General features: G+C 71.2%; 18 protein-coding genes. 5 read left to right on the top strand and 13 right to left on the bottom strand.

The window, feature by feature from the left end:
- Positions 1-2 precede the first annotated feature (2 nt).
- A complete protein-coding gene (gene coaE / locus ACIBVP_RS35355) occupies positions 3-1199 on the top strand; it encodes a dephospho-CoA kinase (RefSeq protein WP_396110811.1) in 1197 nt (398 codons plus the stop codon).
- 42 nt (positions 1200-1241) lie between these two features.
- Here the strand turns inward: coaE and moaA are convergent, their stop codons facing one another.
- The 7 genes from moaA to ACIBVP_RS35320 form a co-directional block, all read right to left on the bottom strand.
- Entirely contained in the window at positions 1242-2282 is a 1041-nt protein-coding gene (gene moaA, locus ACIBVP_RS35350; RefSeq protein ID WP_396110810.1) for a GTP 3',8-cyclase MoaA, read from the bottom strand.
- Between the two features lie 94 nt (positions 2283-2376).
- Positions 2377-3006 (bottom strand): response regulator, encoded by a 630-nt coding sequence (locus ACIBVP_RS35345; RefSeq protein ID WP_396110809.1) that lies wholly within the window; start codon positions 3004-3006, stop codon positions 2377-2379.
- A complete protein-coding gene (locus ACIBVP_RS35340; RefSeq protein WP_396110808.1) occupies positions 3003-4277 on the bottom strand; it encodes a sensor histidine kinase in 1275 nt (424 codons plus the stop codon). Before ACIBVP_RS35340 ends, ACIBVP_RS35345 begins: the two co-directional genes overlap by 4 nt.
- A gap of 4 nt (positions 4278-4281) precedes the next feature.
- The gene (locus ACIBVP_RS35335; protein WP_396110807.1) at positions 4282-4998 is read right to left on the bottom strand and encodes an ABC transporter permease; all 717 of its coding nucleotides are present in this window, start codon (positions 4996-4998) and stop codon (positions 4282-4284) included.
- 34 nt (positions 4999-5032) lie between these two features.
- Positions 5033-5941, bottom strand: coding sequence for an ABC transporter ATP-binding protein (locus ACIBVP_RS35330; protein ID WP_396110806.1), 909 nt, complete (start codon positions 5939-5941; stop codon positions 5033-5035).
- Positions 5942-6045: 104 nt separating this feature from the next.
- Positions 6046-6564, bottom strand: a complete 519-nt coding sequence (locus tag ACIBVP_RS35325) for a DUF402 domain-containing protein (RefSeq protein ID WP_396110805.1) — start codon at positions 6562-6564, stop codon at positions 6046-6048.
- Positions 6565-6706: 142 nt separating this feature from the next.
- Positions 6707-7213 carry a DUF402 domain-containing protein gene (locus ACIBVP_RS35320; RefSeq protein ID WP_396110804.1) on the bottom strand — a complete coding sequence of 169 codons (507 nt, stop codon included), beginning with the start codon at positions 7211-7213 and terminating at the stop codon, positions 6707-6709.
- 91 nt (positions 7214-7304) lie between these two features.
- Here ACIBVP_RS35320 and ACIBVP_RS35315 point away from each other — a divergent pair, with 91 nt between their 5' ends.
- Positions 7305-8414, top strand: coding sequence for a DUF5685 family protein (locus ACIBVP_RS35315; RefSeq protein ID WP_396110803.1), 1110 nt, complete (start codon positions 7305-7307; stop codon positions 8412-8414).
- 66 nt (positions 8415-8480) lie between these two features.
- A complete protein-coding gene (gene uvrB / locus ACIBVP_RS35310; RefSeq protein WP_396110802.1) occupies positions 8481-10613 on the top strand; it encodes an excinuclease ABC subunit UvrB in 2133 nt (710 codons plus the stop codon).
- Between the two features lie 21 nt (positions 10614-10634).
- Here uvrB and ACIBVP_RS35305 read toward each other — a convergent pair whose 3' ends face one another.
- From ACIBVP_RS35305 to ACIBVP_RS35280, 6 genes are all read right to left on the bottom strand, one after another.
- Positions 10635-11153, bottom strand: coding sequence for a hypothetical protein (locus ACIBVP_RS35305; protein ID WP_396110801.1), 519 nt, complete (start codon positions 11151-11153; stop codon positions 10635-10637).
- A 92-nt stretch (positions 11154-11245) separates the two neighbouring features.
- Complete coding sequence (locus tag ACIBVP_RS35300) at positions 11246-12616, bottom strand: AMP-binding protein (RefSeq protein ID WP_396110800.1); 1371 nt, start codon at positions 12614-12616, stop codon at positions 11246-11248.
- Positions 12613-13164: a hypothetical protein gene (locus ACIBVP_RS35295; RefSeq protein ID WP_396110799.1), complete on the bottom strand. Its 552-nt coding sequence runs from the start codon at positions 13162-13164 to the stop codon at positions 12613-12615. The genes ACIBVP_RS35300 and ACIBVP_RS35295 overlap by 4 nt, the downstream gene beginning before the upstream one ends.
- Positions 13161-14843 carry a hypothetical protein gene (locus ACIBVP_RS35290; RefSeq protein ID WP_396110798.1) on the bottom strand — a complete coding sequence of 561 codons (1683 nt, stop codon included), beginning with the start codon at positions 14841-14843 and terminating at the stop codon, positions 13161-13163. The genes ACIBVP_RS35295 and ACIBVP_RS35290 overlap by 4 nt, the downstream gene beginning before the upstream one ends.
- On the bottom strand, positions 14843-15823 hold the full coding sequence (locus ACIBVP_RS35285; protein WP_396110797.1) for a hypothetical protein: 981 nt from the start codon (positions 15821-15823) through the stop codon (positions 14843-14845). Before ACIBVP_RS35285 ends, ACIBVP_RS35290 begins: the two co-directional genes overlap by 1 nt.
- Entirely contained in the window at positions 15811-17391 is a 1581-nt protein-coding gene (locus ACIBVP_RS35280; RefSeq protein ID WP_396110796.1) for a hypothetical protein, read from the bottom strand. Before ACIBVP_RS35280 ends, ACIBVP_RS35285 begins: the two co-directional genes overlap by 13 nt.
- A 67-nt stretch (positions 17392-17458) precedes the next feature.
- Here ACIBVP_RS35280 and ACIBVP_RS35275 point away from each other — a divergent pair, with 67 nt between their 5' ends.
- Positions 17459-18238: a hypothetical protein gene (locus ACIBVP_RS35275; protein WP_396110795.1), complete on the top strand. Its 780-nt coding sequence runs from the start codon at positions 17459-17461 to the stop codon at positions 18236-18238.
- A 9-nt stretch (positions 18239-18247) separates the two neighbouring features.
- Complete coding sequence (locus ACIBVP_RS35270) at positions 18248-19570, top strand: hypothetical protein (RefSeq protein ID WP_396110794.1); 1323 nt, start codon at positions 18248-18250, stop codon at positions 19568-19570.
- Positions 19571-19909: the final 339 nt, after the last annotated feature.

Below are 19909 nucleotides of genomic sequence, written 5' to 3'. Positions count from 1 at the left end.
GCATGCTGCGCGTAGGCCTCACCGGCGGGATCGGCTCCGGCAAGTCCACCGTGGCCCGGCGACTCGCCGAGCACGGCGCCGTCGTGATCGACGCCGACAGGATCGCCCGCGAGGTCGTCGAGCCCGGCACCGACGGGCTGGCCGAGATCCGGGCGGCGTTCGGCGACGACGTGATCAGCGACGGCGCCCTCGACCGGGCGCGGCTCGCGCGACGCGTGTTCACCGACGAGGCCGCCCGCGCCACCCTCAACGGCATCGTCCACCCGAGGATCGGTGCGCGGACCGCCGAGCTGATGGCCGCCGCGCCCGAGGACGGGATCGTCGTCCACGACGTTCCGCTGCTCGTGGAGAACCACCTCGGCCCCGCCTACCACCTGGTGCTGGTGGTCGACGCGCCGGAGGAAGAACGGGTGCACCGCGTCGTCCGCGACCGCGGCATGAGCGAGCAGGACGCCCGCGCGCGCATCACGGCACAGGCCACCGAGGAGGCGCGGCGTGCGGCCGCCGACGTGTGGCTCGACAACGGCGGCAGCCCCGACGAGGTGCTGGCCGTCGTCGACGCGCTGTGGGCCGACCGACTGGTCCGCTACGAGGCCAACGTCCGCCTGCGCCGCCGTGCCCGGTACGGCACCCCGCGCATCGTCGAACCCGACCCGACGTGGCCGGCGCAGGCGACGCGCCTGCGCGAGCGCATCGCGATGGCCGCGGGCCACCTGGCGCGGCGTGTCGACCACATCGGCTCCACGTCGGTGCCCGGGCTGCCGGCCAAGGACGTCATCGACCTGCAGGTCACCGTCGCCTCGCTCGCCGACGCGGACGCGATGGCCGACCAGCTCGCCACCGCGGGCTTCCCGAAGCACCCCACGATCGACCGCGACAACCCGAAGCCGTACGCCCCGGACCCGGAGCAGTGGCGCAAGCGCTACCACGGCAGCGCGGACCCGGGGCGTCCCGCGAACGTGCACATCCGCGTCGAGGGCGGCCCCGGGTGGCGGTACGCGCTGCTGTTCCCGGACTGGCTGCGCGCCAACCCCGACGAGCGCGACGCGTACCAGGCGACCAAGAAGGAACTCGCCGAACGCTTCGCGGGCGACGACGACACGGAGAACTACGCCGTGGCCAAGGAGTCCTGGTTCGACGCGGCGGGCCCGCGCGCGGAGGAGTGGGCGTCCCGCACCGGCTGGCACCCGTCGCACTGACTTCGGTGTGTCGGTGGTGCTGAAGGGGTCCTTCAGCGCACGTCAGCCGCCGCGGGTGTGCATTTCCAGGTGGGGGTCGTTCTTCAGCGCGGTCAGCGGGATGAACGGCGTCCGGTCGCGTTGCGCGAGCCGGTCCACGGCGCCGCGGTCGGTTCTGGCCGTCCACGCGTCCGTGATGATCGTCGACAGCTCGGCCTTCGACGCGCCGTCGCGCAGCGGGTCGCGCAGGTTCACGCCCTCCATCGCGTACAGGCACAGGTACCACAGGCCGTCCGCCGTGAGCCTGCTCCGGTCGCACGTCGCGCAGAACGGCTTGGTCGTCGACGACACGATGCCGAACGTCGTCCCGTCCGGCAGCGCGAACCGGTCCGCGGGCGCCGCGTCGTGGTTGCGCAGCGGCGTGATCGGCCCGTAGTGCGCGGCCAACCGCGTGAGCATCTCCGCCCGCGACAGCACCAGGTCCGGCGACCACGAGGTGGCCCCGCCGACGTCCATGTACTCGATGAACCGCACCTCGGCGGGCACGGTCCTCCCGAACTCGATCAGGTCGACCAGCTCGTCGTCGTTGATCCCGTTCAGCGCCACCGTGTCGATCTTGGTGTCGGTGAAGCCCGCGGGCGCGATCGACGCGATGCCCTTCAGCACCGACGGGTGCGTGGCGCGTTGCGACAGCGTCTTGGACCGGTCGGCGTGCAGGGTGTCCAGGCTGACGGTGATCCGGTTCAGGCCCGCCTTCTTCAGCTCCTCCACGTGTCCGGCCAGCAACACACCGTTGGTGGTCATCGCGAGGTCACGCAGCGGCTTGGCCGAGAGCATCGACACGAGCGAGGCCACGTCGCGGCGCAGCAGCGGCTCGCCGCCGGTCAGCCGGACCTTGTTCACACCCAGGTCCATGAACACGTCGACCAGCGTCGAGATCTCCTCGAACGTCAGCAGGTCACGCCGGGGCAGCCAGGTGTACTCGGCTTCCGGCATGCAGTACCGGCACCGCAGGTTGCACCGGTCGGTGACGGAGATCCGCAGGTTGCGCAGCGGGCGGCGGTAGGTGTCGAGCACCAGCCCCGCGTCGTTACGTTCGGACACCTGTTCAATCTATAGGCCGAAACGCATTCACGCCATAATGGTGACAGGTGCGATTTATTGCGCAATTTGTAAGTATTCTGAAAATGCGGGCAATTCAACGCTCCGCAGTCAGATAACCACGGGAGAACGCGGTCGCCACGGCGGCCGCCCGGTCGTTGACCCCCAGCTTCGCATACACGTGGAGCAGGTGCGTCTTCACGGTTGCTTCGCTGATGAACAGCTGTCTGGCTGCCTCGCGGTTCGTCGACCCGCGGGCGATCAGCTCCAGGACCTCCAGCTCACGCTGCGACAGCGGTTCGGACGCGGGCTGGCGCATCTGCCCCATCAACCTGGTCGCGACCGAGGGGGAGAGCACCGCCTGCCCCTGCGCCGCGGCCTCGACGGCGCGGAACAGCTCCTCTCGCGGCGCGTCCTTGAGCAGGTAGCCGGTGGCACCCGCCTCGATCGCGGGCAGGACGTCGCTGTCGGTGTCGTACGTGGTGAGCACGAGCACGCGCGACGGCACACCCCGCTTGGCCAGCTCCTTGATCGCGGTGACCCCGTCGGTGCGCGGCATCCGCAGGTCCATGAGCACCACGTCAGGCCGCAGCTTCTCGGCCGCCGCGATGGCCTCCGCACCGTCCCCGGCCTCGGCCAGCACCTCGAAGCGGGGGTCGGCGGTGAACATGCCGCGCAGCCCGTCCCGCACGACGGGGTGGTCGTCGACGATGAGCAGCGAGATCACTCGGCACCTCCGGCCGGGATGGCGGGCACGGACGCCGAGATCGCGGTCCCGCCACCCGGTTCGGACTCGATCTCCAGCCTGCCCGCGAGCCGCTGCACCCGCTGCCGCATGCCGGCCAGCCCGAAGCCCCCGCTCGTGGAACCGTTGACGCGCTTCGCGGCCGGTTCGAAACCGACGCCGTCGTCGCGCACGTCGAGGGTCACCAGATCCTCCATGTAGGACAGTGTCAGGCCGACACGGCTGGCCTTCGCGTGCTTCGCCACGTTCGCGAGCGCCTCCTGCGCGGTCCGCAGCAGGGCCACCTCGACGTCGGTGTGCATGGGGCGGGCGTCACCGGTCGTGGTCAGCACCGCGTCGATGTCGTTGACCTCCGCCCACCGCCTGGTCACGTCGCTGAGCGCGTCCGGAAGGCGGGACTCGGCCAGCACGGACGGCTCGACCGCGTGCACCGTCCTGCGTGCCTCGGTGAGCGTCTCACGCGCCAGGTTCATCGCGGTCGTGACGTGCCGCCGCCACTGTTCCGGCACCTGCTCGGCCGCCTGCAGCTGGGCGAGGATGCCGGCGAGCCCCTGCGCGAGCGTGTCGTGGATCTCCCGCGCCATCCGCTGCCGCTCGTCCTGCACCCCCGCCTCGCGGGCCTGCACCAGCAGCTGGGCGTGCAGGCCCGCGTTCTCCTCCAGTGCCGCCTCGAGCTTCACGTTGGCCTCGTGCAGCTCGGCGAGCGCCTCCTTCTGCTTCCGGTTGCGCTGGTCGGTCATGTCGCCGAAGAACGAGAACGCCCCGGCCAGCGTCATGGTGATCAGGCTGATGCCCGCCCACGCCCACCAGGAGTCGGCGTCGATGTTCTGCACCCCGCCGATGTACGACACCGCCGCGATCGGCGCGGTCGTGGCGACACCCACGTAGCGCCAGCGACCTTTCAGGTAGGCGAACGAGTGGATGTAGCCGACGAAGGTGAAGAAGCCGAACAACGGCGAGAGCGTCACGAGACCGGTGGCGAGCGCGACCCAGCCTGCGAAGTACAGGCCCATCAGCCTGCTGTTCTTCTGCCACTCCGGGTGGAGCGTGTGGAACCAGAGCAGCCACAGCACGACCGCGGCGGCGAGGCCGAACATCACCGGGTAGCTCACCGGCGGCAGGCCCACGATCGGCTGCAGCAACGCGAACAGGATGCTGACCGCCAGCAGGATGTAGGGGAGGGCGTTGACGGCCGCGCTCTCCTGGCGCTCCCACCGGTCGAACTCCTCGCGCAGCTCGGCCTCGATGCTCAACGATCTACTCCCAGCGGAAGTACCGCGCGGCCAGCCCGCCTGCCACGACCGTCCACCCCAGCATGACCGCGATGTGCAGCAGCTGCGGCCAGTGGCCCGCGGTGGCGTCCTGCAATGATTGCACGCCCGCGCCGAGCGGGGTGAAGTCGCTGATCCTCCGCAGCAGGTCGGGCATGGTGTCGCGCGGCGCCCACAGCCCGGCGAAGAACATCACGGGGAAGAACAGCAGCGTCCCGATGGAGTTCGCGCCCTTGCCGCTCGGCGCCAGCGACGCGATCAGCAGGCCCAGCGCCAGCATCGACAGCGTGCTCAGGACGTAACCCAGCAGGTAGGCGACGGCCTGACGGGGCAGGGACACGTCGAACGCGACCCGGCCGATGGCCTGCAGCACCAGCATGACCGCCACGGACGCGGCGGTGCACAGCAGCAGCTGCGCGCCGAGCATCCACCCGGGCTTGACCGGTGTCGTCCGCATGCGGCGCAGGACGCCCTGCTCGCGGTAGGTGGCCAGCATCTGCGGCAGCCCGCTGAGGGCGGTCATGGCGAGGGCCATCGCGACGACGACCGGCACGTACAGGTCGATCACCCGCAGCCCGCCGATGTCCGGGTCGGCCTCCCGGAACGCCGGGATGGCGCCGAAGATGACCAACAGGATCGGCGGGAACGCCAGCATGAAGAACACCGCGAGCGGCTCGCGGAAGAACAGCTTCGTCTCGGTCATTGTGAGACGGGACAGGGCGGACACGACGGTCTCCTCAGTTGTCGATCGAGCGGCCGGTGAGGGCGACGAACGCGTCGTCCAGGGAGGTCTGTTCCAGCCGCAGGTCGGCGGCGACGACCTGGTTGCGGGCGAGTTCGGTGGTGACGGCGAGCAGCAGGTTGCCCGTGCCGGTCACGACCAGCTGGCTGCCTGCCCGCTCCACGGCCGCGACCTCGGGCAACGCCATGAGCAGCCCGTGGTCGATGGGTGCGGACGGGCGGAACCGGACGCGCTGCCGGTCGTCGACCGAGGACACCAGCCCGGCGGGGGAGTCGACGGCGACGACCTTGCCCGCGTCGATCACGGCGAGCCGGTCGCAGAGCCGCTCCGCCTCCTCCATGAAGTGGGTGACCAGCACGATCGTCACGCCGCGGGCACGGATGTCCTCGATCAGGTCCCACGCGTCGCGGCGCGCCTGCGGGTCCAGGCCGGTGGTCAGCTCGTCGAGCACCGCCACCTTCGGGTTGCCGATCAGCGCGAGCGCGATCGACAGCCGCTGCTTCTGCCCGCCGGACAGGCGCCGGAACTGGGTGCTCACCTTGTCGGTGAGGTGGAGGCTGTCGATCAGCCCGCGCCAGTCGGCCGGGTCGCGGTAGAACGAGCTGAACAGCTCCATCGCCTCGCCGACCCGCAGTTTCTCGGGCAGCCGGCTTTCCTGCAGCTGCACGCCGAGCAGTTTCCGCAGCTCGTCCTCGTCGCGGCGCGGGTCGAGCCCGCCGACCCGGATGGTGCCGCCGTCCGGCGAGCGCAACCCCTCGACGCACTCGACGGTCGTGGTCTTGCCCGCCCCGTTCGGGCCCAGGATGCCGAAGATCTCGCCTTCGTCGACGGCGAAGCTGACCCCGTCGACGGCGGTGGTGTCGCCGTAGCGCTTGACGAGGTTGTCAACCTCGATGATTGCCATGCCGCAAGCGTGCCGTGACCTGGGGTTTCCCCGGATCGACCGCGCGGCTGCGGCGGTGGGCCGCTGAGGTGGGTCCGTCGATCAACCGATCGGTGGACCCCCGATCAGTAGGGTGGCCAGACGTCGAAGATGTGCTTGTAGGCCAGCCACGCGGACAGGTCGTGCCGGAACTGGCTGAACTCCTCGAGCGTCTTGTGCACGGTGCAGAGGGCGAGGTCGGCGTCGCCGACGAGCAGCACCCGGCCGGCGACCGCGGCGGCGAACTCCTCGGACTGGACGATCCGCGCCCGCTGGCCGGTCGGCGTCTCCAGCCCGAGCAGCAGGTCGGTGGTCCGCCAGTACCGGCCGTCGCTGGTCGCGCGCACGGCGGTGAGCACGCTCGGCGCCGCTTTCGCGTGGCGGGAACGGGGTCTCTGGTGGGTGAGCCGCAGGCTGAGCGTGGGCATCAGCCACGTCACCTCGGCGTCGTGGAACGGGTCCTCCGGCGTCGGGCACTCGGTGCGCAGGCCCCAGCGTTCCACCTGGCACGTCCGCAGATGTCGGGTCGTTCCGGACGAGTACGTGCGCGACGAGGTGAAGGTGTCGACGATGTCGACGAGCTGAGGGGTGATCGCCGTGCCCACGCGTCGAAGGGTAGCCGTCACGATGCTGTCAGTGATCCACGGGTTTGATTCGTTATGTCACGTCTCGTGCGCAGAGAGATACCGATCTGATGAACCTGTCGCTCGGACGTGAAGTAACCATTGACCGAGAGTGGATCTGTCGCTATTCGGCGTCGTCCCAGGTCAACGGTATCCCCAGCCACGCCTCGACGTCGTAGCCCGCGGCCGCGATGCCCTCGACGGCGGAGAACGTCCGCTCGAACGCGCGTTGGAGGGTCACCCCGTCGAGCAGCCCCGCCCTGAGCGCCTCGAGGGCCTCGTCGGTGTCGTCCACCCGCAGGCTCGTGTGGTCGAACACGAGGATGTCCAGGTAGAGGTCGACGGTCCGCCACACCGGCCCCGGCTCGATGTCGACGATGTCGATGTAGACGTCGTGGTCGAGGCGCTTCCCGGGGTGCGGGACCCAGCGGCTGACCCGCAGTCCCCGCTCGGGGAGCAGCCACGCGCGGAAGTACGCGATGTCGGGGTGCCCGTCGACTGGCCGTGCCATGTAGAGCCCGACGTCGGTGGTCCGGTACCTGTCCACCGCGCGCACGAACCCCTTGGGATCGGTGTTGGTCATCGCGGCGACGTCGAACAGTTCGATCTTCGGCGGGTGCAGGTCGGTCACGTGATCAGGGTGCCAGTCCCGTCACGCAAATTCGCCCGCAACTGTGGTGGAACCTGCCCTCACGAGAACTCCGCCTGGTTAGCCTCACGGCGTGTTCGGGATCATCCGCCCCTGCCGCCACCGGCTGTCCGAGTCGCTCCGCACCTCGTGGTGGGCGCACCTGTGCGGGCTCTGCCTCGCCCTCCGCGACGAGCACGGGCAGCTCAGCCGTGCCGCGACCAACTACGACGGGCTGATCATCTCGGCGCTGGTCGAGGCACAGGCACCCGCCGGGGAACCGCGCCGCGTGGCGGGACCGTGCCCACTGCGGGGCATGCGGTCGGCGGAGGTGTCGATCGGCGCGGGCACCCGGCTGGCCGCGGCGGCGTCGCTGGTGCTGGCGTCGGCGAAGGTGCGCGACCACGTCGAGGACGGTGACGGCGCGTTCGGCAGGCAGCCGGTCGCGGGTGCGGCGCGGCTGGTGGCGCGGCGGTGGGCGCGGCAGGGCGGCGCGTCCGGGCAGGGCGTCGGTTTCGATACGGACGTACTGGTCGACGCGGTCGGCAGGCAGTCGGCCATCGAGGCCGCGGCCGGTCCCGGTGACCTCCTGCTGGTCACCGAGCCGACGGAGACGGCGACCGCGGCGGCGTGTGCTCATACGGCTGTATTGGCAGGTCGTCCGGAGAACGAGGCGCCGCTGCGGGAAGTGGGGCGGCTGTTCGGTCGTGTGGTCCACCTCGTGGACGCGGTGGAGGACCTCGACGAGGACACCGAGTCAGGCGTGTGGAATCCGCTGACCGCCACCGGGACGTCGCTCGAGGAGGCACGGCGGCTGTGCGACGACGCGGTGCTCGGGGTGCGGCTGGCGCTCGCGGACGTGTCGTTCCGCGACGGCAGGCTGGTCCACGCCCTGCTGGTGCACGAGCTGGAGCAGGCGGTGGTCCGCGCGTTCGGGCACCAGCACCGGCACGTGGGGCCCGGCGACGTGTACGACGGCAAGGGCGGCGGGCTGTGGCTGCCCCGCCTGCGCGTCCCGCCGCGCAGGCGGGGCCTTCTCCCCGGCTGCGGCATCGCGCTCTGGCAGTGCTGCACCTGCCAGCAGTGCTGCCGCGACCCGTGGCCGGGCCCGTGGTCCGGGGAGCACCACGACACCTGGTGCGACGGTTGCGACTGCTGTCCCTGCGACGGGTGCGGCGGCAGGGGCTGCGACTGCGACTGCTGAAACCGCCCCTGACCAGGGCGAACGAAAACTGTCGGTGCCCCGGCGTAGCCTGTTTCCGTGGCAATCGTGACTGCTAGCTCCGAGTTCCGGCCCATCGGTGACATCCCTCGCACCGACGGGCGATTCCGCATGGTCAGCGACTACCAGCCCGCTGGTGACCAGCCGGCGGCGATCGACGAGCTGGAGCGCCGGATCAGGGCGGGTGAGAAGGATGTCGTCCTGCTCGGCGCCACCGGTACCGGCAAGTCGGCCACCACCGCGTGGCTGATCGAACGGCTGCAACGGCCCACGCTGCTGATCGCCCCGAACAAGACCCTGGCCGCCCAGCTGGCCAACGAGCTGCGGGAGTTCTTCCCGGACAACGCGGTCGAGTACTTCGTCAGCTACTACGACTACTACCAGCCCGAGGCGTACGTCCCGCAGACGGACACCTACATCGAGAAGGACTCCTCGATCAACGAGGACGTCGAGCGGCTGCGCCACTCCGCCACGTGGAGCCTGCTGTCGCGCCGCGACGTCGTGGTGGTCGCGTCGGTGTCCTGCATCTACGGCCTGGGTTCGCCGCAGGAGTACCTCGACCGGACCATCGCGCTGACGGTGGGCGAGGAGGTCGACCGGGACACGTTGCTGCGCGCGCTCGTCGACACCCAGTACACCCGCAACGACGTGTCCTTCACCCGCGGCACGTTCCGGGTGCGCGGCGACACGGTGGAGATCATCCCGGCCTACGAGGAACTCGCGGTCCGCATCGAGTTCTTCGGCGACGAGGTCGAGGCGCTGTACTACCTGCACCCGTTGACCGGCGACATCGTCAAGCAGGTCGACACGGTCCGCATCTCCCCGGCGACGCACTACGTCGCGGGCCCGGAGCGCATGGAACGCGCGATCAAGGGCATCGAGGAGGAGTTGGAGCAGCAGCTCGCCAAGATGGAGAAGCAGGGCAAGCTGCTGGAGGCGCAGCGGCTGCGCATGCGCACCCAGTACGACATCGAGATGATGCGCCAGGTCGGCTTCTGCTCCGGCATCGAGAACTACTCGCGGCACATCGACTGGCGTGGCCCCGGCACCGCCCCGGCCACCCTCCTGGACTACTTCCCGGAGGACTTCCTGCTGGTCATCGACGAGTCCCACGTGACGGTGCCGCAGGTCGGCGGCATGTACGAGGGCGACATGTCCCGCAAGCGGACCCTCGTCGAGCACGGGTTCCGCCTCCCGAGCGCGATGGACAACCGCCCGCTCACGTGGGAGGAGTTCCAGGACCGCATCGGCCAGACGATGTACCTGTCCGCCACCCCGGGCCCGTACGAGATGGGCCAGGCGGGCGGCGAGTTCGTCGAGCAGGTCATCCGCCCGACGGGCCTGATCGACCCCGAGGTCGTCGTGAAGCCCACGGAGGGCCAGATCGACGACCTGGTCCACGAGATCCGGGTCCGCGCGGAACGCGACGAACGCGTCCTGGTCACGACGCTGACGAAGAAGATGGCGGAGGACCTCACCGACTACCTGCTGGAGCTCGGCATCCGGGTCCGCTACCTGCACTCCGAAGTGGACACGCTGCGCCGCGTCGAACTGCTGCGGCAGCTGCGGCTGGGCGAGTTCGACGTGCTCGTGGGCATCAACCTGCTCCGCGAGGGCCTCGACCTCCCGGAGGTCTCGCTGGTGTCCATCCTCGACGCGGACAAGGAGGGCTTCCTCCGCTCGGGCACGAGCCTGGTGCAGACGATCGGCCGGGCGGCGCGGAACGTGTCGGGCCAGGTCCACATGTACGCGGACCGGATCACCGACTCGATGCGGCACGCCATCGACGAGACGAACCGCAGGCGCGCGAAGCAGATCGCGTACAACACCGAACGCGGCCTCGACCCGCAGCCGCTCCGCAAGAAGATCGCGGACATCCTCGACCGCGTCTACACCGAAGCGTCCGACGGCGAAGAGGTCCCGATCGGCGGCTCGGGCCGCAACGCCTCGCGCGGCCGCCGCGCCGCGGGCGAGCCGGGCGGCCGCTCGTCGGGGGTCTACGTCAAGGAAAACGTGGGCTCCATGGCCCGCTCGGAGCTGGCCGACCTGGTACAGCAGCTGACCGACCAGATGATGAACGCCGCCCGCGACCTGCAGTTCGAACTGGCGGCCCGCCTCCGCGACGAGATCGCCGACCTCAAGAAGGAACTTCGTGGGATGGATGCCGCCGGTGTGAAGTGAGTCGTTCAGACGCGGGACGCGTCAGCGAAATGTGGGGCCGGTGAACCGGCCGGCCAGGAAATGCGCGAAGACAGCCGACGGATCACCGGCGACGTAGGTGTTCTGCAGGAACTTCAGCACGTGCTCGCCATCGCTCGTGCGGATGGTCATCCGGCCCCGGCCCAGCACGAGCTTGCGGTACTCCGCCGAGATGATCTGGTCCCAACGCACCAACGTCTTGCGCGGCGACGCGAGCAGCCCGTCGACACCGTTGCGCAGCACTTTCTCGACGAAGGGACTGCCGTAGATCTCGTTGACACGAGCAGCACCGACGATCGCACCTCCGGCCGCGCCAAGACTCACACCGGCCGCCAGGCCCACACCCTGCGCGATGCCGATCGCTCCGGCCTTGCCGGACACGACGGCCTTGTGGATCACCACGCCCTGACCGAGAACGACGACGATCCGTCCCATCCCCGCCGGCGCCCACGCAGCGAGAACCACATCAGGCTGCGGCCTTTCCACCGATTCCATTTCACCCTCCGAGATGAGCCCGGCCAACGGCCGGGGCGCGAAGCCTACGTGACGAGACGGGACCCAGGCGGGCCACTCGTGCCCCAGCGGCGGGTCGGGCGGAGGCCGACCTCGTCTGCTCAGGACACCAGCGCACCGGGCATGGTGGACGAATAGCGTTGTGGTTTCGCGTCCCGGGCCAGGTTTCCTTCGCGTACCGTGACCGGGACCTGGCCCAGCAGACTGCGCACCGCCGCCCCCACCGCCGCCGGGTCCGCTGTTCCGTGTGTTTCCACCCTCACCGCGCCCTGTTCGTCCTGGTGTAGTTGCCATGCGGCCAGGGCCAGCGGGGACAGCACGTGTGTCAGCTCGATCGAGTTCACCCACCTTCCGTTCGCCGCCCGGTAGCGGACCGGGTCTCTGCCTTCCAGGCCCGTCAGTACCGGTTCGCCGTTGTCCCACTCCAGGGCGGCCTGGTCGCCTGTTCTGTAGCGCAGCAGCGGCAGCAGCGGGTTCTCCCCGCACGTCACCGTGATCTCGCCGCGTTCGCCTGGCGCGCACGGGTTGCCTTCTGGCGTCAGGATTTCCACGTGCAGCTTTCTCGGGAGCAGCCGGTGCGGGCCGTTGCCGGGGCGCCACGCGATCAAGCCCGCCTCCGTGATGCCGTACAGGTCGATCACCGGGCAGCCGAAGCGGTCCGACAGCAGTGTCCGCAGGCCCGAACCCAGCGCCATCGCGCCGCTCAAGATCGCTTTGGGGCGGGTGGTCAGCGGTAGCGTCGCCAGGCTGGCCAGTGAGATCGGGTTGCCCGTGTACAGCTCCGGTGCGCACGCGTCCAGGAACGTCGTCCGGTCCGACGGGGTGTGCCAGCCGGACTCGTGCAGGTTCACCTTCACCACACCCGCACCATCCAGATAGGACGACACCGACGCGAACTGGTATGCCACCGGCTGGTCGTACACGTTCACCAGCGACACCCTCGACGTGCCGCCGGTCAGCTGGATGTTCAGGGACGACAACAGGTACTGCATCACCGGTAGGTCCAGCGCGCAGAACTCCGGGGTCATCGGCACCGTCGCCGCCGGGCCTCGTGACCCCGACGTGCGGTAGACGATCAACTCCGACAGGTCCGCGTCGTCGGGGACGTGGGCCTCCGCGTGGGACAGCAGGTCGTGCCGGTCGGTCGTCGGCACCTCCGCCAGGGACGTCGGGGTCGGCTTGTTCCGGTAGCGCGGCACCGTCGCGTACACCCGCTCCACCAGCGGCATGATCCAGTCCTCGGGCGGGTGGCCCATCGCCAGTTGGGACCGGTACGCGACCAGGTTGTCCCGTGCCTTCGCCGACAGGCGGTCGCCGCACGCGTGGTTGTAGCGCGGGGCGCACGGGTGTGTGCGCAGCCGGTCCAGCATCACCTCGGCGGCAGGGGTCATCAGCGGCCACCGTTCCTCGTCGGTCAGCGCGGTCGCCGCCATCGGTTCGTAGTCGGCCACCGGGTAGTCCACGTGTGTCATACCTGGCTGTACCTCGCCGCCGCCTCCTTGGCCCGCTGTTCCTCCATGGCCTTGCGTACGGCGGCCGCTCGTTCCTCCGCGGCCCTCGCCGCCACCAGCACCTCCTGGCGGCGCACGCTGTCCACCGTGGACAGGCGGTCCGCGGCCTGTTCCGCCGACTCGCCCGCCGGGGACAGCGACAGGGCCCGCAGTGCCAGCCGCGCCAGCTCCTCGCGGCGGTCCGGGTCCTGCACGAACCGCGCCGGGTCCACCAGACGCGACAGCTTCAGCAGTTCGGGCGCGGTCAGCCACCGCGTCAGCACGGCCGGGCCGCGGCCCAGCAGATCCGGGTCCGCGAGCAGCCAGCACGCCACCAGCAGCACGCGGCGCCACCGCGGCTCGTCCGCCTCGAACCGTTCCGCCTCGCGCGCGTCCAACGGCCGCCCGCCCGCCATCAGCAGCACGTCCGACACCACCGCGGGCACCGCGACGCTCGCCGGGTCGGCGAGGAAGTCCTGCGGCGTGTCCGCCAGCCTGCGCGTCAGCCGTGCGACGGGCACCTCGGTCACCGGTCGCTCCTCTCGTAGGTCCGCCTGCTGAACGTGGCCGCGAAGTCGACGAGCTCCGCCCAGCTCGTCACCTTGTGCACGTCCCAGCCGTGCGCCAGCGCGGTGATCCGCTCGCGTTCCTTCTCCGACCGCAGCAGCAACAGCAGCGTGCCGCCCGCGCCCGCCGCCTCCAGTGCCTTCGCCGAGATCACCGCGCCCGGCGTGCCGTGTTCGTCCGGCGGGCGGAACATCGTGTCCACGCCGTCGTCGGAGATCACCACGATGTGCGTCGGGCGGTCGCGGTCGCGGTAGGTGTCGCGCAGTACGTGCAGCGGGAACGCCGTCGCACCACCGAAGTAGCCGGTCAGGATGGACAGCACGGCCCGCTCGTCACGGACGAACCCGTCGGTGCTCGTGAACTGGTTCGTGCCGCTCCACAGCGTCGCCTGCACCCGTGCGCCGACCCGCAACGCCGACAGCGCGAGGATCGCGCCCGCCAGCGCCAGGAACGACTCGTGCCGCGCCGGGTTGGGGATCGAGCCCGACGAGTCCACGTAGATGTCCAGGTCCACGGGTTGCCTGTCCCGCCGGTCGCCCTCGACCGTGCCCGCCAGTCGCTGCACGGTCGTCACCCCGGGCACCACCACGGGCGAGCGCAGCGTGGTCGCGAGCCAGTCCACCGCCTCCACCGGCTCGCCGACGTCCCACTGGCCGAGCCCTTCCGGCAGCGGCTCGGTCGACAGCGGCGTGGTCCGCACCGGGAAACGCACCAGGTGGGGGAGCGCCCGCTCGCGGTAGTAGCGCGCCGCCGCCTCCTGCTCCGACACGTCCAGCCCGAGCTGCCGCAACAGCTGCCCGTACTCGAACGGCTGCCGGTACTGGCCGCCGGACGGCGGGCCGTCCTGGTCCGTGACCGGCTCGGCCGCGTACTCGTTGACCTTCGGGTCGAGCGCCGGGTGCAGGATCTCGCCGTCGTCGCGGCTCGCCAGGCCGGGGATCTGCGCGTTCTCGTCGACGACACCGACGCACAGCAGCCGCCGCATGCGCTCCGTCGCCTCCTGGACCGACTGCTCCAGGTAGCGCAGGCACAGCGCCGCGAACCCGCCAGCCCCGCCGAGCCAGTCGGTCGCGTACACGCGCGCGAGCTTCGCGCCGAGCTGGGCGTCGCCCTCCGCCGCCGCGTCGACCTCGCCCGCGACGAGCATGCCGGCCGGCAGTGCCCACAGGATCTCGAAGATCCGCTGGTAGAACGTCCACAGTGGATCGTCCGAGCCGCGCATCCGCTGGTACACCTGTGCCATGCGCAGGCCTCTGCTGCGTTGCAGCCGGTCGTTGATCAGCAGGTCGGCGTACATGTTCTGGATCAGCGGCGCGTGCTGTTCCAGCCCGGGCAGGCCGCGGCGGACCCGCGCGAGCAGCCTGCCCTGGTCGGCGAGGTCGGCCGGGCACAGCACGTGGTGGCCGACCTCGTGGGCGAGGACCTCGAGGGGCATGTCCGCCAGCCCGAGCCGGGTGACCGCGGCGAGGTCGATCATCACCTGCCGGTCGTACAGCGAGAACGCCGCGAACGAGCCGGTCAGGCCCGCCTCGGCGGCCGCCGCCGTGGACGCGAACAGGTCGGGGTCGTGCAGGTTGACGAACGGGCCCCACGCCCGCAGCGCGTCCGGCCAGCGGGTCCGCCACGTCTGCGCGAGGTCCATCAGCCCACCGTCCGGGCCACGAACAGGATTCCGTGCGTCCACGGGGTGGTCGCCGCGAGCGTGCCGTCCGCGCTGGCCCAGCCCGTGGCGTCGGCCAGCTCCGGCAGCTCCAGCGACGCGCCGCTGGCCGTGTCGACGACCACGCCACCCGCCTTGAGCACGAGCGGGCCCACGTCACCCGGCCCGGCGGGCAACGACGTGACCCGGCCGAGGCTCACCCCGAACCGGTCCGCGAAGACCCGCCACGCGTCCGCGCCGTCGGTCGCGTACCACCGACCGTCCGATGTGGACACCGTGGGCGGGCGGCGGAACGTGCCGCCGAACCCGCGGAAGCCGCCGACCCGTCGCGCCAGCAACAACGCCGAGGACTCCTGCCCGGTGAGCGCGGGGTCCAGCCACGGGTCCGCCGCCAACCGTGCTAGGTCCACAGTGGACGACGTGCCGAGCGCGATCCGCACCAGGGCCTCGGGCAGCCGGGCCGCGGTCGCCAGCGCCGAGGTCCGCAGTTGGGCGAGCCCGCGCCGCCACGCCGCCACCGCACCCGCGTCGAGCAGTTCGGAAACGTTTGCGGTGTGCCGGCTCAGCTCGAGCATCGTGTCGAGCCAGCCGTCGGGGTCGCCGGTCGGGGAGACGTCGAGGTGGTGCACCGCGTTCACGACCGCGAGCGGCAGCCTGCGCGGTTGCGCCGCCACCAGCCCGGGCACGGCCGGCAGGAACCGCCGCAGCCCGGCGGCGACCGCGCCGGACGAGCCCAGCCGCCCCCGTGCCGCGAGCGCGAGCGACAGCTCCACCAGCGCGTCGCACACCGGCTCCGGGTCGTCGGGCACGGCGTCGACGATCGGCCCGACGACGTCCCGCAGGTGCGCGAGGAACTCCTGCGGGTCAAGGCCCTTCGTGTGGTGGCGGGCGAGGCGGAACTGCTGGTTGTACCGCTCGCGGCGCGCGGCCAGAACGGTGTGGAACGGGCTCAGCGCTTCCACCGCAACCACGTCCGGTAGTTGACGTACCGCTGGTGCAGGTACTTGAGCGCGAGCGCGTCGTCGTAGACGTGCCCGTACAGCTTGCGGCCCGCGCTCCACTCGGTGAGCAGCCCCTCGATCTTCGCGAGCCGGGCGGTGACCGTCTGCTCGTCCAGCCCGTCGAGGCCGTCGGCGAACTCGGTGAGCAGCTCGCCGACCGGGTCCTGCACGTCGAGGTCGAGCCGGTCGTACTCGGCGCAGGCGCGGTCGAACAGGTGCCGGATCCAGCTGACGCGGTCGGTGCGGTAGGCCTGGTTGCCCGGGTCGTCGAAGGCGGGGTTGGTGTCGTCGGCGCCCAGCTTGTCGTGCAGCACATAGGGCAGGACCGCGCGCAGGTCGTCGAGGCCGACCTCGTCGCGGTCACGGAAGTAGGCGAGCGCCTTCGCGTAGTGCAGGACGCTCTGCAACGCGCGGACCGACAGGCCGCCCGTGGTCTGCGCGCCGATGTCGGCGATGCGGTCGCGCCCGGTCTCGCCCGCGGCCAGCAGGTGCGGCTCCACACCGGCGAGCTTCGCGGTGTCCTTCGTGCGGTACTCGAACTGCTCGCCCGCCGGTTCGAGCAGCTCGAACTGGGCGGAGAAGAACTCGAGGCGGCGGCGCACCGCGTCCGGCAGGCGGACGCGGAGGATCTCGTTCGACATCCGGTCGTGCTCGTCCTGCGAGAACACGATCTCCTCCGGCACCAGCTCCTCCGGTTTGAGGCGCTGCTCGACCCGCGCGACCAGCTCGCCGAGGAAGCGGGAGTTGAACGCGAGCGCGTGCACCACCACGTCGATGCGGTCGCGCAGCGCCTCGATGACCTGGTAGGTGCCGCCGCCCGCGTCGTCGTTGGCCGTGAGGTACCAGGCGGAGTCGGCGGACTCGTAGATCTGGTCGAACACCTCCGCGTACCCGTCGGACATCAGCGTGAGCAGCGCGGACTGCGTGCGCGTCGGGATGCGGTTGTACTCGTCGATGATCTTCACGCGCATGGACAGCCAGCTGCGCCACGCGATGTCGATGTCCTGGGCGCGCTCGGCCTTGATCAGGTCGGCCGGGAGCGGGGTGCCGAGGAGGTCGGAGATCGTGAGCTGCGGGTGGCCGTGCTGCATCGCGCGCCGGACGTCGCGCAGGGGGTAGCCGGCGAGCACGCCCATGAGGATGGCGCTGGCGGTCTTGCCGCGGCCGGGCCCGCCCACGAGCAGGCACCGGCGGCGGACGGCGAACGTCAGCAGCGGGATGAGCACGAAGCTGGAGTAGCTCTGCCCGCTCGGGAGGGTCAGACGAGCCTTCGTGTCACCGAGCGTGACCGACGGGGAGGGGCCGTCGGAGAACTCCATGTCGTAGTGCGGGCTGATGATCGCGTGGTTGACGATCCAGAAGTACGCCTGGCGGAGCTTCTCGTCGAGCGGCAGCGTGCCGGGCGCCGGGCCGGTGCCCAGCGGGGTCTCGTACAGGGCGGCGACGTCGAAGTCAGGTTCGTGCGGGGCGCCGCCCGGGAGGGTCGGCGCCTGCGAGACCTGCCGGTACGCGGCTGGGGGAGCGTCCACGAGGCACATCATGCCCAATGGGACTGGCCAGGGCGGGAAGATGGCCAGGTTCGGTACGCTCCGGCGAATGGGTGAGCGGACGGCGGGCGACGGACGGTCCGGGTACTGGTTCCCGCTGGCGTTGCTGGGGTTCGGCATGCTGGCGCTGCTCGTCTGGGACAGCGTGCCCACCACCGAGGACGTCGGCTGGTTCGCCTACGCCCCGGAGTCGGCCGGCCCCGGGATGTCCCAGACCGTGCTGACCGCCGTCGCCTACCACGACTCCCCGGTGCCGCTCCTCGCGACCTACCCCGATCTGTCCGGGCGATGGCTGGTGCTGCTCACCGCGTGCCTGGTGGGGACGGTCGCCTGGTACGCCGTGCGTGCCCGGCGGGCCGGGCGCTCCGTGCGGGGGCACGTGGCGGTGGCGTTGGGCGCCAGTGCGGCCATCTGGGTCTGCTACGCCATCGCGGGGATCGCCGACGCGACCGTCAGGCCGGGGGAGCCGGTCCCGTCGATCTGGCTGCCGCTGGTCGTGCTCGGGGTCCTGGCCGGGGCGTACTCCCGGCTCGGTGCGCGGCGCCGGACCGCCGCGGTGATCAGCATCGCCTGCCTCGGTGCCGGAGTCGCCGTCGTGCTGGGTGCCTGGGCGCCTGGACTGCTCGCCCCGGTCCTCATCGCCGCGGGGCTGTTGGCGCTGGCCCGGTACGAGCGCAGCCGCCTCGTCGTGGGGGTGGCGTGCCTCGTGCCCGTGGCGTTGCTCGTGGTCCCGGAGGGGACCCCGCGCACGCTGGTACCCGCGGTGGTGCTGCTCGCCGCCGCCATGGTGGCGCTGGCGCGCCGCGACAGCGAGCCCCTCCTGCGTTAGAACGGGAGGGTGACCCGGCCCATCGCACCTCTCCTCGTGGTGGCCGCCGCGCTGGTGTTCGGTGCGGCGGTCGTCGTCGGGTTCGCCTCGGTCACCGGTGACGTGGTCCGCGTGCTGGTGGCGGTCGCCGTGGCGGCGGTCGGGGTCGGGGTCCGCCTCCTGCCGGACGCCGACGGCACCGTGCGGACCGTCGGTACCGCGCTCGTCGCCGTCGGGGCCGGGCTGCTAGGGAGCGTCGCCGACCCCGACCTGGTCCGGTACGGGCTGCCCGCGCTCGTCCTCCTTGCGCTCGCCGCCACTGGGCCGCCGGTCTGGGCGTCTGGCGCGGGGGTGCTGGTCGTGCTCGCGGTCTCTCCCGTGCCCCTTCTGGCGATCCTGCCCGCCGTGGTCGTGGTGTTCGCGCCGAGGCGGGCCCGGTGGGGTGACTTCGCCGGTGCCGTCGCCGGGGCTGCCCTGCTCGGAGAGGTTTCCGTTGTCGCGGCACTGGTCGCCGCCGTGCTGCTCATGACGGCCGCGGTGCGCCGGGACCTCGTCACCGGGCTGCTCGCCGTGACCGTTCTCGTCACGCCGGAGCCCGCGCACGCGTGGCCGCTCGCGGGGATCGTCGTCCTCGCGCTCGTCGCGATCCGGTTTCCGCGCGTCCGGGACCTGGTCACGCGGGGGATCCGGCCCGCCTACGCCGCCGCCGGGGCCGCGGTCGTCGCCGCCAGTGGGCTCGTCGGGATCGCCCTGCAGGTGCAGGTCGGATGGCTCACACTCGTCACCGCGCTGGTCGCGGCCGCGCTCGGGCACTGGCTGCCCGTCCCGGCCGGGCCCGCGCTGGCCGTGGTCGCGCTCGTCGCGCTCGGGGTCGCGCGACCGTTCGACGCCCCCGTGCTCGACCTGCTCACCGTGCTCGTCGCCGTGCCGCTCCTGGTCCGGCACCCGACGCCACCGGTGTTCGCGGCCGCCGCGTTCCTCGTGCTCCGCGTCGTGCCGTGGGTGGACCCCGTCGTGCCGGTCCTGATCGTCGGTGTGGTGGCCGCGGCACTCGCGTTCGGGCGGACGACCGCGGCGATCGGGCAGGCGGTGGGGGCGGTGGTGCTCGGCGCGGTCGCGCTCGGGCCGACCGAGGTCCGTGAGCCGGCACTTCTGGTGCTGGTGTTCGCACTCGGCGTGTCGACCGGGTGGCGGCCGTCGGCCCCGCTGGCGGTAACCGCCGCACTAGCGCTGTACGTGCTGATGACGCCGGTCGACGCCCTGGCAGCCCCGCCATTGCTGGTGGCGGCCGCCGCACTCGCGACCTCCACCATCTTCGCAACGCGACGCGACCTAATGACACAGGTCCACTAACCCGCACCCCCAATCCACCAGCAAACCCGCGAGTCACGCGCACAAACACCGCGAGTCGCGCTCCTGAACGCAGCGAGTTGTGTGTTTCGTGCAGGTGCGGCTGGGGTGTGTGTGCACGAGATCGACGACTCGGTGTGTGTGGGGGCGTGACTCGCGGTGTTCTGGGGCGTGACTCGCGTTGTCTGACTTCGCGCGAGTCGCGCTCCTGGGCGTAGCGAGTTGTGTGTTTTGTGCTGGTGTCGTTGGGGTGTGTGTGCACGAGATCGACGACTCGGTGTGTGTGGGGGCGTGACTCGCGGTGTTCTGGGGCGTGACTCGCGTTGTCTGACTTCGCGCGAG

It is taken from the genome of Actinophytocola sp. NPDC049390 (genome assembly GCF_044466355.1).
In the GTDB taxonomy this organism is placed as follows: Bacteria; Actinomycetota; Actinomycetes; order Mycobacteriales; family Pseudonocardiaceae; genus Actinophytocola.
Note: the sequence above shows the minus strand (reverse complement) of the source record. Positions and strands in the feature narration are given on the sequence as shown.